General features: G+C 73.2%; 10 protein-coding genes and 1 pseudogene. 2 read left to right on the top strand and 9 right to left on the bottom strand.

Going from position 1 to position 14,039, the window contains the following annotated elements; all coding sequences use genetic code 11:
• Positions 1–13 precede the first annotated feature (13 nt).
• The 9 genes from AB0D74_RS23170 to AB0D74_RS23210 all read right to left on the bottom strand — a co-directional run bounded on the left by AB0D74_RS23170 (position 14) and on the right by AB0D74_RS23210 (position 9,449).
• Entirely contained in the window at positions 14–439 is a 426-nt protein-coding gene (locus AB0D74_RS23170) for an OsmC family protein (RefSeq protein ID WP_362590030.1), read from the bottom strand.
• A 36-nt stretch (positions 440–475) separates the two neighbouring features.
• On the bottom strand, positions 476–1,210 hold the full coding sequence (locus AB0D74_RS23175; RefSeq protein WP_362590033.1) for a hypothetical protein: 735 nt from the start codon (positions 1,208–1,210) through the stop codon (positions 476–478).
• Between the two features lie 103 nt (positions 1,211–1,313).
• Positions 1,314–2,195 carry a metal ABC transporter permease gene (locus AB0D74_RS23180; protein ID WP_362590036.1) on the bottom strand — a complete coding sequence of 294 codons (882 nt, stop codon included), beginning with the start codon at positions 2,193–2,195 and terminating at the stop codon, positions 1,314–1,316.
• A complete protein-coding gene (locus AB0D74_RS23185) occupies positions 2,192–3,061 on the bottom strand; it encodes an ATP-binding cassette domain-containing protein (RefSeq protein ID WP_362590039.1) in 870 nt (289 codons plus the stop codon). Before AB0D74_RS23185 ends, AB0D74_RS23180 begins: the two co-directional genes overlap by 4 nt.
• An 11-nt stretch (positions 3,062–3,072) precedes the next feature.
• Positions 3,073–4,053, bottom strand: coding sequence for a zinc ABC transporter substrate-binding protein (locus AB0D74_RS23190; RefSeq protein ID WP_362590041.1), 981 nt, complete (start codon positions 4,051–4,053; stop codon positions 3,073–3,075).
• Between the two features lie 99 nt (positions 4,054–4,152).
• Positions 4,153–5,424 carry an MFS transporter gene (locus tag AB0D74_RS23195; protein WP_362590043.1) on the bottom strand — a complete coding sequence of 424 codons (1,272 nt, stop codon included), beginning with the start codon at positions 5,422–5,424 and terminating at the stop codon, positions 4,153–4,155.
• Complete coding sequence (locus AB0D74_RS23200) at positions 5,421–7,289, bottom strand: ABC transporter permease subunit (protein WP_362590558.1); 1,869 nt, start codon at positions 7,287–7,289, stop codon at positions 5,421–5,423. The genes AB0D74_RS23195 and AB0D74_RS23200 overlap by 4 nt, the downstream gene beginning before the upstream one ends.
• Before the next feature lie 59 nt (positions 7,290–7,348).
• Positions 7,349–8,857, bottom strand: coding sequence for an ABC transporter substrate-binding protein (locus tag AB0D74_RS23205; protein WP_362590046.1), 1,509 nt, complete (start codon positions 8,855–8,857; stop codon positions 7,349–7,351).
• A 55-nt stretch (positions 8,858–8,912) separates the two neighbouring features.
• On the bottom strand, positions 8,913–9,449 hold the full coding sequence (locus AB0D74_RS23210; RefSeq protein ID WP_362590049.1) for a GNAT family N-acetyltransferase: 537 nt from the start codon (positions 9,447–9,449) through the stop codon (positions 8,913–8,915).
• A gap of 121 nt (positions 9,450–9,570) precedes the next feature.
• Between AB0D74_RS23210 and AB0D74_RS23215 the strand changes: the two are divergent.
• Positions 9,571–11,426 (top strand): annotated as a pseudogene (locus AB0D74_RS23215) (FAD-dependent oxidoreductase).
• A gap of 111 nt (positions 11,427–11,537) precedes the next feature.
• The gene (locus AB0D74_RS23220; RefSeq protein ID WP_362590052.1) at positions 11,538–13,709 is read left to right on the top strand and encodes a hypothetical protein; all 2,172 of its coding nucleotides are present in this window, start codon (positions 11,538–11,540) and stop codon (positions 13,707–13,709) included.
• The last annotated feature ends 330 nt before the right edge of the window (positions 13,710–14,039 follow it).

Below are 14,039 nucleotides of genomic sequence, written 5' to 3' on the forward strand. Positions count from 1 at the left end.
GCGCCGCGCCGTGTCATCCCTCGACCGACACGGCGACCGGCGTGCCCGCCTCGACCGTGCGGCTGACCGTGCACAGCCGGTCGTGGGAGACGGCGACCGCCCGGGGCAGGATCGCGCGGGCGCGGTCGCCGGGCGCGCCCTCCGGGAAGGTGACCGAGAAGGCGACCGCGAGGTCCGTCATCCGGTTGCCGTCCTCGTCGTTCACCTTGTGGCCGCTGACGGTGACGGTGAACGTGGCCGGTTCCACGTGTCGGCTCGTCGATACGTCGACGTCCGCCGCCGTACAGCCCCCGATCGCGGCGAGCAGCAGTTCGACCGGGGTGAATTCGGTGCCGTCGCCGGTGCCGAAGGCGATCGTGCCGCCGCGGGCGTTCGTGGCGGTGAAACGGCCGGTGCCGGTGCGCTCGACCGTGACGAGGCGCAGGGAGTCTTCGCTCATGGGGACGAACCTAAGGCAGCCCGGCCGCCGGTGCCGTCACTGCAGGATGTTGACGGCTCGCGCCACCACCAGGACCACCGTCACCAGGGAGACCGAGGACTGGAGCATCATCAGCATCTTGGCCCAGTGCGACAACGGCATCACGTCGGTCGGGCTGAACGCGGTGGAGTTGGTGAAGGACAGGTACAGGTAGTCGAGGAAGCCCGGCTCCCAGTCCTGCGGCGCGGTCTCCGGGCTCTGCATCTGCACGAAGAGGAAGTCCGCGTACTGGTGCCGGCCGAGGACCCGGGCCATCGGGCCGCCGCGGTCCCACTCCCAGTACCAGAGGGCGAACACGATGACGTTCGTCAGCCAGATGCCCCCGCCGGTCAGCAGCAGCGGCCCGGCGTCACGGCCCTCGGTGCCGTTCACGAGACCCGCCACCAGCCGCACCGCCGACCAGCCGTTGGCCAGGCTGATCACCCCCATCAGCACCAGCCCCAGCAGCCGCAGCCACCGGGTACGGGGCTCGACCCGCCGGGGGTTGCCGACGATGACACCGGCCAGCAGCACCACCTCCAGGACCGGCAGCAGCCAGTACGGCTGGAAGGCGAGCCGGTGCGGCAGCATCAGCTGGAGGCCGATCGCCACCAGTATCACGGCGGTCACCGCCCACCGCGGCTCGCCCTGGGTGGCCCTGCGCCACGCGGGCACGACATCGTGCTCGCCGCTCTCCAGCAGCCCCTCGATCCTGGACAGCCGGTTCTCGGCATCGGACATGCGGTCGCTCATGCCCATGATTGTCCCGAGACCCCCCGGCCGATCCACGACCGGCTCGGCCACGGGTCTTCACGGTTGCCGGGGACACGCCCGGGACACGCCCCGGACACGGTCGTCAGGCGGGCCGCGGAGCCGGCCGTCCGGCTCCCCACCGTCGGGTGCGGTAGCCGCCCACCACCCGGCAGCCGAGGTAGACGGCGAAGGAGATCGTCGTGACGTAGGGGCTGATCGGGATGCTGCTGCCGAGGGCGAGCAGGATGCCGCCCTCGATCGAGACCACCGCGAACAGCACGCTCAGGGCGGGCAGCAGGACCGGCGAGGCCGTGACCCGGGCAGCAGCCGCGGCCGGGGTGACGAGGAGGGAGAGCACCAGCAGTGCACCGACGACCTGCACGGAGAGGGCGACGGCGAGTCCGAGGACGAGCATGAAGGCGATCGACAGACCGCGCACCGGCACCCCGCGCGCCTCGGCCACGTCCGGGTCGGCGCCGGCGAACGTCAGTGGCCGCCACATCACCGCCAGCGCGACCAGGACGACGCCGGAGGTGGCGAGCAGCCAGGTCAGCTGCGGGGTGTCGACGGCGACGATCTGACCGGTCAGCAGCCCGAACTTGTTGGCCGCCCGCCCTTTGTAGAGGGCGAGGAACAGCACGCCGAGGCCCAGGCCGAAGGGCATCAGGATGCCGATCACCGAGTTGCGGTCGCGGGCGCGCGTGCCGAGGACGCCTATGAGGCCGGCCGCGAGCAGCGACCCGGCGATCGAGCCCGCCACGACGTTCGCCCCCAGCAGCAGGGCCGCGGAGGCGCCCGCGAAGGACAGTTCGCTGATGCCGTGCACCGCGAAGGGCAGGTCGCGCATGATGACGAACACGCCGGCCAGGCCCCCGACCAGACCGAGCACGGCCCCGGCGACGAGCGAGTTGCGGACCAGCACGAGGAGTTCACCGTAGTCGGCGTAGTCGAAGATCTGGTGCCAGATGCCGTCGGCGGACGTCATGGGCGTGCTCCCTTCGGCCGGTGCGGGTGGTGGGCCGGAGTGGCCGCCTCGTCGGGCGCGCCGACGACCACGATCCGGCCGTGCACGCGTACGACGTCGACCCGGGTGCCGTACAGCCGCGACAGGGAGGCGGAGGTGAGGACCTCGTCCGGGGCGCCGACGCGGTGGCCGCCCGGCGCGAGGTAGAGCACCCGGTCCGCGAGGCCGAGCACCGGGTTGATCTCGTGGGTGACGAAGACCACCGCGGTGTCGTGCGAGCGGCGGCGCCCGTCGATGAGTCCGGTCACGGCCCGTTGGTGGTGCAGGTCGAGGGAGAGCAGCGGTTCGTCGCAGAGCAGGATCCTCGGGTCGGTGGCCAGGGCCTGCGCTATCCGCACGCGCTGCCGCTCGCCCCCGGACAGGAGGCCGACGGGGACGTCCGCGTAGGCCGTGGCTCCGACCGACCCGAGGATCTCGTCCACCCGGCGGCGGGTGCCGGCCGTACGCGGCAGCGGGCCGAAGCGGTGGCCGTCGATGCCGAAGCGCACCAGGTCGCGGGCGCGGACCAGGGCCTGCGCGGCGAGGGCCGCCTGCTGGGGGACGTAGCCGACGTGCCGGGCGGCCTCGCGCGGCGGGCGGCCCAGGACGCTCAACTCGCCCGCGGCGAGCGGCTGCCGGCCGAGCAGGGCCCGTACGAGGCTGGACTTGCCCGACCCGTTCGGCCCGAGCACGGCGAGGAACTCCCCGGGCCGCACGTCGAGTTCGAGGTCGCGCCACACCGTGCGTGCGCCGTACGACAGGGCGCCGCCGCGCAGCCGGATCACCGGGGCGGAGCCGGCGCCCCGGGCCGCGGGGGCGCCCTCGCGGGCTCGGGGCACGGAGGCCATGCCGGGCCTCCTCACTTGTTCAGCGCGTCGGCGAGCGCGTCGACGTTGGCGGTCATCCAGCCGAGGTAGTCCTTGCCGTCGGGCAGGGTCTCGGTGACGGGAACGGCGGGGATGCCGGCGGCCTTGGCCGCGTCCTCGACCTGCTGCGTCTGGGGCCCGGACGTCTGGGCGTTGTAGACCAGGGCCTTGACCTGCTTGCCGCTGTACAGCGCCAGGGTCTCCTTCAGGACCCTGGGGGAGACGTCGCTGCCCTCCTCGACGGCCTCGCTGAACGCCTCGGGGGTCTTGTTCACCAGACCGGCGGCCTCGGTCATGTACAGCGGCACGGGCTCGGTGATGCCGATCGCCTCGCCGCGGTGCGCCTTCCTGATCTCCGCCTCCCTGGCCTCCAGGGGCTTCAGCTTCGCCTTGAAGGCCTGGGCGTTGCCGGTGAAGGCGGCGGCGTCGCCGGGGTCCGCCTTGCCGAGGGCGGCGGCGATCCGGTCGGCGATCCTGGCGACGGTGGGGAAGTCGTACCAGACGTGCTCGTTGAGCTCGCCGCCCTCGGGGGCCGACTTGCCCGAGACCTTGACGGCGTTGATCACCTCGGCGGAGGAGTTGCCGCCGCTCTTGAGCATCCGGTCGACGAAGTCGTCGTACCCGCCGCCGTTCTCGATGACGACCTCGGCCCGGGACAGGGCGAGCTGGTTCTGGGTGTCGGCCTCGTAGGAGTGCGGGTCCTGGTCGGGATCGCTGATGACCGAGGTGACGTGGACCTTGTCGCCGCCTATCTGCTCGGTGATGTCGCCGTACACGTCGGTGGAGGCGACCACGTCGACCTTCGAGGAGGAGGCGGCGGCGCCCTGCGCGGTGCTTGCGCCGCTTGCGGAACCCGACGAGCCCGACGAGCCCGACGAGTCCGCCGAACTGCCGCAGCCCGCGAGCAGGGCCAGCGAGGCGCCGGTGACCAGCGCGAGCTGCCGGGACCGGGAGCGGGACGGGGACGAGGGCATGGGTCCTCCAGGACGGGTCGGTTCGTGGGTGGTTGTGCCCTCACGCTAGATGGAAATGAATGTCAACACCATGGCTTGATCTGATCGATATGAAAATCATTACCGAGAGTTGACGGTTCGGCGTGGCAGCAGCGTCACCGCCAGGGCCGGTACGGCGGCGAGGACCAGCCAGGGCACGGCGGGCGGGAGGCCGAGGCCGAGAAGGGTGCCGGTGGCCGAGCTGCCGACGAGGACGATCAGGCCCGAGACGGAGGAGAGGGCTCCGGTGTAGAGGCCGAGTCTGCCGGGCTCGGCGAGGTCGGGCACCCAGGCGCGGGCAGCCGGGGTGACGAGCATCTGGCCGAGGGTGAGCAGGACGACGTACCCGGCGGCGGGCAGCAGCCCCACGAGTCCGGTCCACCCCGCGGGCCGTGCCGCGGCCACGACCGCGAACCCCGCGGCGACCAGGACCAGCCCCGCGGCCATGGAACGGCGCAGGTCGAGCCGTTCACCGGCCCAGCGGGCGACCGGCAGCTGGGCGGAGACGACCAGCAGGGAGGAGAGCGCGAACAGCCAGGACAGGGCCGTCTGGGAGCCGGTCGCCCGTTCCACCTCGGCGGGCAGGGCGAGGTAGAGCTGGTTGTAGGCGAGCAGGTAGCTGCCGTGGGCGCAGCACAGGGCGAGGAAACGGCGGTTGCGCAGCAACGCGCGCAGACCGCCCCGGTCCCGGACCGGTTCCCGGCCGGGGATGTGCCGGGGCAGCAGGCGGGCGTGCCCGGCGAGGACGAGCACGAACACCGCGGCTCCGGCGAGGCAGGCGGCACGGAAGTCCACGGCGAGCAGCAGAGCGCCGAGCAACGGGCCGACGAAGGCGCCCGCCTGGCCCGCGGCGGAGAACAGCGCCAGGACGCCGGTACGGGGGCCCTTGCCCCGCTGCTCCCACAGCACCGCCTGCCGGGCCACCTCGGATTCCACGGCGGGGGAGAACAGCGCGGCGGCGAAGCCGATGAGCAGCACCGAGCCGATCACCGCCCAGGGGGCCCGCGCGTACCCGAGCCAGGCGAACCCGGCGATCCGCAGTGCGCACCCGGTCAGGACGACCGGCCGGACGCCGTACCGGTCGGCGAGCCGGCCGCCGACCACGAACAGCCCCTGCTGGCTGAAGGTGCGCAGGCCGAGCACGAGTCCGACCAGCCAGCCCGCCATGCCGACGGCGGTGCCGAGGTGTGCCGCGAGGAACGGCAGCACGGCGAAGAAGCCGACGTTGAAGGCGAGCTGGGTCAGTATCAGCAGCCGCAGGAGCGGCGGGAGATGCCTCCAGACGCGCTCGCGGGGACGCTTCGCGGCGGGGACGGGCGGTCGGGTCGGGCTGCGGGAGGGGGGTTCCGTCATGCGGTGTCCGTGCGTGGGGTGTGTGCGGCGCTGGACGTGTGCTCGGTGCTTGCCGTGTGTGCCGTGTGTGCGGTGCTTGTCTTGTGTGCGGCGCCGTCGTGGCTGGTCGCGCAGTTCCCCGCGCCCCTGACGGGGCGCTGTGTGGGCCTGCGTGGGTCTGGCCGCTTGCGGTGGGGTAGGCGTATGCCTCCCGCCGCTGTCACCGCCAGTGCGCCGAGGAGGGCGAGGACGGCGGCGGGGGCCAGGACGGCCCACGGGGCGCGTTCGGCGTAGGGCTGGTTCTCCGCCAGCAGCAGGCCCCACTCGGGGGACGGCGGCTGGGCGCCCAGGCCCAGGAAGCCGAGCGCGGCCAGGCCCAGTGCGATGCCGGGCAGCCGGAGCAGGGCGTGCCGGACGACCGGTGGCAGGACCGCGGGGAGCAGTTCGTGCCGGAGGAGGTACCCGCGGCCGGCACCCAGGGCCCGGGTCGCGGTCACATGGAGGGTGGCGCGCTCCTGGCGCAGCAGGGCCGAGGTGTGGACGGCCAGCGGGGACCAGGCCGCGACGGCCACCGCCACGGCCGGTGTCCAGGGCCCGCTGCCCGCGACACCGGTGACGAGGAGGGCGGCCAGTACGGGCGGTACGGCGTTGACGGTGTCGGCCAGCGGCCCGGACAGCCGGGGCAGCAGGCCCAGCAGGACGCCGGCCAGCAGGGCGGCGGCGCTGACCGCGAGGGCGGTGCCGAGGGTGGTGAGCGCGCCGTGCGCGACGCGGGCCAGCACGTCCCGGCCGAGGGCGTCGGTGCCGAACGGGTGCGCCCAGGACGGGGCTTGCAGGCGGGCGGTGGTGTCGAGGGCGAGCGGGTCGCGGGGCAGGCCGAGGGCGATGACGGCGGCGAGCAGCAGGCCGTGGCCGAGCGGTACGACCCGTGGCGCGGGCGGGGTGGGTCGGTGCAGGGAGTGCAGGGCGCCGTCGCGCAGCGCGGGCCCGGTCAGCCGGCGTACGCCGAGCCGGGCCGCCAGTGCGGCGACGGCTGCGAGGACGACGAGGGCGAGGGTGCCGGTCTGCAGGACGGGCAGGTCCTGGGCGAGGGCGGCGTGCAGGGTGAGCCGGCCGAGGCCGGGGATGTCGAAGATCTGCTCGACGGCGACCGAACCGCCGGTCAGGCCGACCACGAACAGGCCCAGGCTGGGCAGGAGTCCGGGCGCGCAGCGGCGCAGCGCCTGCCGGGCGATCGACGCCGGTGCCACGCCGCGGGCGGCTGCGGCCAGCGCCCAGGGTTCGGCGAACGCGGCGGGCAGCAGGTCGTCCAGCAGCCGCCCGAGGACCGCCCCGGCGGGCAGGCCGAGGGCGAGGGCGGGCAGGACCATCCACCGCGGGCCGTACCAGCCGAGCGCGGGCAGCCAGCCGAGTTGCACACCGACGACGGAGGCCAGGACGGAGGCGACGAGGAACTCCGGAAGCGCCGCCAGCACCGCCGACCCGGTGCCGCCCGGTGCCCGTCCGCCGAGGCGGCGCCGGGACCCCAGGTACAGGGTGCGGGCGCAGGTGGCCGCGGCGGTGAGCACGGCGACGACGACGGCGCCGGACATGAGCAGCAGGGATGCCCCGAGCGCCTGGGCGACGGCGGGCAGCACGTCGGTGTCCGACACCCAGGACCGGCCCGCGTCCCCGCGCGGCAGCCCGCCGAGCCACTTCGCGAGCAGGTGGAACGGCCCCTCGCCCAGGCCGAGTTGGTCACGGATGGCGCGCAGGGTCTCGGGAGTGGGCGCCCGCTCGGCGGAGCGGGCCTTGAGCACGGTCAGCGCCGGGTCGGTGCGGGCGAGCCACGGCAGCAGGCCGATCGCGCAGACGAGAGCGGCCGTGAGCGCCGCCCGCCACAGCAGCGTGGGGCCGCCGCCGCGCGCGACTCGGCGCAGGGCGGCGGCGAACCGGGCCGGGGCGGTCAGCGCCGGGTCCCGGTGCCGACGAACTCCCGCTCGTACGGGTCGAGTACGGCACCCTTGACGGACGTGCCGATGCCCGTGACGACCTTGAGGTGCACGAGGGGGATCACCGCGTCGGTGCCGAGGATCGCGGCCTCCGCCTTCATCGCCGCGTCCTGCCGCCTGCCCGGGTCGGACTCGGCCCCGGCGGCGGCGACCAGCCTGTCGACGTTCCGGTCGCACAGGAACGCCAGGTTGTAGGAGCCGTCGCAGGTGAAGTCGCCGGCGAGGACGGTGACCGGGTCGCCGGTGTCGAGCATCATGTTGCGGGAGGCCACGGCCGCGTCGAACTTCCTTGCCAGGAGGTCGGTTTCGAGCCGGGCGTAGGTGCGCACCTCCAGTTTCACCTTGAACCCGGCCTTCTCCAGCTGTTGTTGGAGCACCTGGGCGGTCTCCGGCAGCTCGGGCCGGTCGCTGTAGGTGGCGATGGTGATGCTCCTGCCCTTGGGGCTGGCGGCCTTCGCCCGGCCGGTCGGCTCGGTCCGCTTGCCTGCGGCCCAGGTCAGGGCGGGGCCGAAGAGGCCCTGGGCGGGCCCGGCGTATCCCTCGAACACGCCCTTGGCGACGGTGGAGGTGTCGATCGCCTCCCGTACCGCGGCGCGCAGTCCGGCGTCCCTGAACACGCCCGTCCGGGTGTTGAGGAACAGGCTGGTGTTGCGGGCGGTGTTGTTCGGGTGGACGGTGGCCTTCTCCAGGGAGGCGACCTGGGCGACGGGGATCGCCTCGGCGATGTCCACGTCACCGGTGCGCAGGGCGTTGGCGCGGGCGGTGCCGTCGGAGACGAACCTGGCGTCGATGCCGGACGCCTGGGCACGGCCGCCCCAGTAGTCGTCGAAGCGGTTGAGGGCGGCCGTCGTGTCGCCGGTGACCTCGGTGAGTTCGAAGGGGCCCGTGGCGGTGCCGACGGGGCTCACCCTGCCGTCCTTGCCGTACGCCTTCGGGGAGAAGACCGCGAGGTTCGGGTTGGTCAGCCGTAGCGGCAGTACGGGATCGGCCTCGGCGGTGGCGACCTCGACCCGGTCGTCGCCGACGGCCCGCGCCGTCAGCTTCACGCCGGAGAGGGCGGCGGGCGCGGGCTCGGCCTCGGCGGCGTGGGTGAGCGCGGCGGCGACGGCCCCGGGGGTGACCTCGGTGCCGTCCTGGAACCTGGCCTCCCGCAGCGTGAACAGCCAGCTCCTGCCGCCCCGTTCGCTGCTCCAGGACTCGGCGAGCGCGGGTACGGCGGTGCCGTTGGCGTCCAGCCGGGTCAGACCCTCGGCGACACCGAGCCGGGACAGGGCGACGGCGTCCTGGCCGTAGGGGGAGTAGTTCTCGGTGGGCGGGAAGGCGAGCGCCACCCGCAGCCGCCCGCCACCGGAGCCCGACGGGCCGGAGTCCGAGGACGAGTCGGCGCCGGTGGTGGAGAAGCAGCCGGAGAGCAGGGGCGCGAGCAGCAGTCCGGCGGTCAGCCGACGGCGGGGAGATCTCATGGTCCTCGTTCTGTCGTGCGGGGCTTTTCCGAGATCATATGAAAATGATTTTCATTCAAGCAAGGGGGATCTCGAAGTGCACGACGCCGCTGCCGCCGCCGGGCGCCTCGTCCCGCTCGTCGCAGACGACCTCGCCGAGCGTCCGCCACAACCCCAGCGCCCCGGGCGAGTGCGCGTAGGCGTGCAGGTACGCGGCCCGGTAACCGCCGTCCGCCCGCGCGAAGTCCAGCAGCCCGGAAACGAGTCGCCGGGCCAGCCCGCGCCGCCGGTGCTCCGGGCGTACGTACACCCGCCGCAGCTGGGCGGTCGTACCGGAGGGGTAGCGCTCGGCCAGCCACCGGGGGTTCGGCGGGTGGGCGGGCCCCCGTGCGTCCAGCGCGGCCGTGGCGGCCACCGAACCGTCCGTCTCGTCCACCGCGACCAGCAGCGTGTGCCGGGGCGGGGCGACGTAGAAGGACTCCGGGTCGACGATGTCCGCGTGCCAGTGCGGCACGTAGCCCGTGCCGAAGTCCCGGTACACGGTGTCGAGCATCACGGCCCGCGCCTCGCCGAGGTGGGCCGTACCGGCTGCTCTGATGCGATAGTCAAGCACTTGCAAATCATATGCAGCAAGTCCTGTGCGTCGAGCCGGTGGCAGGTGTTTGTGAGGATGCTGTAGGTGACACGTAAGGGGGCTTCCGGCTGCCGGAGCCCCTCCCTACTCTCCGGTTCTCATGACAACGGAACACGCGCAGCAGTCTCAGGGGCACGGCGGGCACAGCCGCAGGCGTTTCCTGGCGGCGGGCGGGGGAGTGGTCGCCGGAGCGGTGGGCGGGGGAGCGGCCGGCGTCTTAGGGACGGCCGGTGTCCTGGGGGCGGCCGGCCGTGCCGCCGCGGCCGAATCCGGCAGGCGCGTCGCCGTCCTCGGCGGCGGGGTCTCCGGCCTCAGCGCCGCCCACGAACTCGCCGAACGCGGCTACCGGGTCACGGTCTACGAGTACTACGACGCCCTCGGCGGCAAGGCCCGCTCGATGGACGTCCCCGGGACCGGAACGGGCGGACGCAGGCCGCTCCCCGGCGAGCACGGCTTCCGCTTCTTCCCCGGCTTCTACCGGAACCTGCCGGACACCATGCGCCGCATCCCCACTTCCCCGGCAGCGCGAACGGCGTCCACGGCAACCTCCGCAGCGGCACGGAGGAGTTGTTCGCCCGCGACTCGGGCCGCCCCGACCTGCACTTCCCGCTCCGCCGGGTCACCACCCCGCCCGCCGCCGGCGACCTCACCCCGTCCTGGATCCGCGACCAGGTCCTGTCGGTGCTGGACCTCGGCACCCACCTGCCCGCCCACGAGGCCGCCTACTTCGCCGACCGCCTCCTGGTCCACCTCACCAGCTGCGACGCCCGCCGCGAGGACCAGTGGGAGAAGGTCGCGTGGTGGGACTTCATCCGGGCGGGCGAGATGAGCCGTGAGTACCAGGTGCTCCTCGGCATCGGCCAGACCCGCAACCTCGTCGCCACCCGCGCCGAGGTCGCCTCCACCCGCACCGTCGGCCGCGTCATCATCGAGGCCCTCATCCTGTGGGGCCTGCTCGGCCGCGGCATGGACGGCGACGCGGACGTCGACCGGGTGCTGAACGCCCCGACCAGCGAGGCGTGGATCGACCCCTGGGAGACCCATCTGCGCTCCCTGGGCGTCGAGTTCGTCCTCGGCACCGAGGTCCGGGAGGTGGTGTACGACGGCGGCCGGGTCACCGGCGTACGGGTGGCGGCGCGCGACGGCAGCCGGCAGCGCACCGTCACCGCCGACCACTACGTCTCCGCCCTCCCGGTCGAGCACGCACGGGTGACCTGGGGCCCGGCCCTGCGCGCCGCCGACCCGCAGCTCGGGCGGTGCGACGCGCTGAAGACGGACTGGATGACCGGCATCATGTTCTACCTGCGCACGCCCACCCCCGTCGTGCACGGCCACATCAACTGCCTCGACTCGCCCTGGGCGGTCACCGGCATCGGCCAGTCCCAGTTCTGGGACGTACGGGACTTCGCGCGCGACTACGGGGACGGGCAGGCCCACGAGTGCCTGTCCACGATCATCTCCGAGTGGGACAAGCCCGGCATCCTGTACGGCAAGACCGCCCGCGAGTGCACCAGGGACGAGATCGTCGCCGAACTCTGGGCCCAGCTGAAGGACGGCCTGAACGACTCCGGTAAGACGACGCTCAGGGACGAGGACCGGCTCGGCTGGTTCATGGACCCGGCGGTGACGGGCCTCGGCGGCCCCGACCCGCAGAACCGGGAGCAACTCCTCATCCACCCCACCGGCACGCTCTACCACCGCCCGTCGGCGAGCACGGCGGTGCCGAACTTCTTCCTCGCCGGCGACTACATCCGTACCGATGTGGACCTGGCGACCATGGAGGGCGCCAACGAATCCGCCCGGCGCGCCGTCAACGCACTCCTGGACGCGGACGGTTCGGACGCGGAGCGGTGCGGCATCTGGGAGCTGTTCCGGCCCCCGGAGCTGGAGCCCCTGAAACGGGTCGACGAACTGCGCTACCGGCTGGGGCTGCCCAACACCTTCGACCTGGGCTAGGAGGTGCCCGCAGGAGCTGTCCGGTAGGAGGTGCCCGCAGGAGCTGTCCGGCGGCGGACGGAGCGGAAAACTCCTGTGCACCGGCTCGCGCACCTCTGCGATCATCCCGGAATGGCGCACAGTCCCGAATCGCTGGTCATCCGGCACACCCACCGCCTTCCCGCCCCCAAGGGCTCCGCCGGGGAAGGCGCCGTCGCCGCACGGCAGTTCGACGCGGCGCTGGCCTCCGCGGGGTTCAAGCTCTCCGCGGAGCTGCTGGAGCGGCTGTCGGGCCTGTCCGAGGCCGCGGTCGTGCACACCGCCCGGCGGACGCTGCGCACCGTAGGCGAGATGGTCGGCGACCACGTCCGGCACAACGCGTACTTCATCGACTTCCCGGCGAACGTGCCGGACACCGAGGAGTTCTGGATGCGGTGCGTCGCGCAGGCGCTCGGCGACGAGAAGGCGCGCGAGAACGTGCTGGCACAGCTGGGCCGCGGGGTGCTGGACCTGCTCGGCCTCCCCACCTACGGCAGGTACCAGCACACCTACGAGGAGATGCTCGCGGTGCAGGACGAACTGATCGCCTCCGCGGGCGACCGGGTCACCGTCCTGCACCTCGGCCGGGACCTGGACGACGAACTCACCGACCTGTACCTGGCGTTGGCCGGCAGCACGACCCCGCTGGGCGAGGACGACCTGCGCGACCTCGCCACCCTCGCCGAGCGCTGCGCGCCCGGCCCGCAGCCGGCGGCGATCCCGGTCCGGGAGAACCGGGCGGTCGTCAACGCGGCCCGGCTCGGCGTCGGCGCGGACCTCCTCCTCGACACCGTCACCGACGTGCTGCGGCTGGCCTGCGCGCTGTCGGGCGGCGACGTGACGCTCCAGGAGCCGACCCGGTTCCGGGCGCTGTCCCGGCCGGTGCGCCGTGTCCTGCTCGCGGGCCTCGACGCCGTGGTCGCCGCGAACCCCGCCAAGCTCGCCGACGTGCACGCGCACCGGGAGCCGTTCAAGCGGCTCGGCGAGCGCCTCCACCCGCACGAGTACCCGCGCTGGCCGCACGCGGCCGACGTGTTCGCGGTCGCGCGGGGCGAGAAGGAGGCACGCTCCTTCGACAGCCGGGTCGAGCGGCTGCTCGCCGCGTCCGACGTCCCCGGTGCGGCGGAGCTGCTCCAGTCCGCGCCCGGCAAGCTGTTCCGCGCCCTGGACGTCCTGCTGCGCACCGCCGCCGACCAGGAGGAACGGGACGCGGTGGTGGCCGCCGCGGTGCGGGTCGCTCCCGACGTCTCCGGCCGGGTCGTGCTCGCGGTGCGCGAGCACCTGCACAACCGGGCCCGGGAGACCGGCCGGCCCCGGATCTTCGTCAACCGCCGGGGCCGCGCCTGGGCCACCCCCGACGTCCGGGCGCCCGTACCGGCCGCCGACCGCGACCGTCTGATCGCCGCCCTCGACGCCGAGACGCGCCGTCGGCTCCCGGCACCGTCCCGGCTGCTGCTCGACCCCGACGTCCTCGACGTGGCGCTCCCGCTCAGCGGCCGGGCGACCGCGGCCGGGCTCGGCGTACTGCCGCGCGGCTCGGTCTCCGCGGTCGACGGCGAACAGCTGCGCTTCTTCGTGTACTGGAAGGAGAGCAGTCACCGGACCGACTACGACCTGTCCGCACTGCTCCTCCACACCGACTACAGCACCGACTCCTGGCTGTCCTACACCTCCCTCACCGCCGTCGGCGGCGAGCATTCGGGCGACGTCACCGAGGCGCCCGACGGGGCCTCGGAGTTCATCAGCCTGTCCCTGGACCGGGTGCGCGGCACGTTCATCGTCCCGCAGGTCAACATCTACGCCGGCGAAGGCTTCGAGGAGGTCGAGGAGTCGTTCTTCGGCTTCATGCTGCGCGACGCCGAGCAGAAGGGCCGGCCGTTCGAACCGCGCACCGTGCGGATGAAGTCGGAGCTGCGCGGGGTGGGCCGGGTGGCCCTGCCGCTGGTGTTCCGGCGCGGGGACGACGGCCGGTGGCACGCGAAGTGGCTGCACCTGTATCTGAGGGGCATCTCGTCGGGCAACCGCGTCGAGGAGAACCAGGTGTCCGTGTCGAAGCTCGTGCGCGCCGTCGTGGAACGCGAGCAGCTGACGGTGGGACACCTGGCCGCCCTGATGACCGACGACACCACGACCGTCGACCTGTGGACCGGCGACCCGGTCCCGCACGACCCCGTCACCTACATCGGCCTCGAACGCCCCGAGGGACTCCACCCGGACTCCCGGATCATCACCCTCCAAAACCTGCGCGACCTGATCCCCGACTGAGTGCTAGCGTTACCCCCGGCGAGGCCATGAAGGGGCTTCCTTCTCAATTCCTGTACTGAACAAGCCCTTCCGCTCTCCTCGCCACCGACTTCGAACGGACCGGCTGCTCCCGCGCGACCCTGGGCATTCACGCCGTCGCCGGGAGCGGAACCAGGCCCTTGACGCACTGGACGAAGTGGCCTTCCGCGTCGTCGAGTTCTTCGCCCCCAAATGACGGCCCTTCATCTCCCCGTCACCTGGGCGGCGTTGCTGCGTCACGAGTACGCCTTTAGGTCCGGCTGGGTTGTTCCGCTGACTGGAGTGCAATGAGGCGTCCCTTCCCGAGCCGTC

This window comes from Streptomyces sp. NPDC048278 (genome assembly GCF_040652195.1).
Classification (GTDB): domain Bacteria; phylum Actinomycetota; class Actinomycetes; order Streptomycetales; family Streptomycetaceae; genus Streptomyces.

Coding starts and splice junctions, on each gene's coding strand:
- AB0D74_RS23185 (WP_362590039.1), bottom strand. CDS start 3,061: ATGGCCTCCGTGCCCCGAGCCCGCGAGGGCGCCCCCGCGGCCCGGGGC.
- AB0D74_RS23195 (WP_362590043.1), bottom strand. CDS start 5,424: ATGACGGAACCCCCCTCCCGCAGCCCGACCCGACCGCCCGTCCCCGCC.
- AB0D74_RS23170 (WP_362590030.1), bottom strand. CDS start 439: ATGAGCGAAGACTCCCTGCGCCTCGTCACGGTCGAGCGCACCGGCACC.
- AB0D74_RS23190 (WP_362590041.1), bottom strand. CDS start 4,053: ATGCCCTCGTCCCCGTCCCGCTCCCGGTCCCGGCAGCTCGCGCTGGTC.
- AB0D74_RS23175 (WP_362590033.1), bottom strand. CDS start 1,210: ATGAGCGACCGCATGTCCGATGCCGAGAACCGGCTGTCCAGGATCGAG.
- AB0D74_RS23205 (WP_362590046.1), bottom strand. CDS start 8,857: ATGAGATCTCCCCGCCGTCGGCTGACCGCCGGACTGCTGCTCGCGCCC.
- AB0D74_RS23220 (WP_362590052.1), top strand. CDS start 11,538: ATGGCGCACAGTCCCGAATCGCTGGTCATCCGGCACACCCACCGCCTT.
- AB0D74_RS23180 (WP_362590036.1), bottom strand. CDS start 2,195: ATGACGTCCGCCGACGGCATCTGGCACCAGATCTTCGACTACGCCGAC.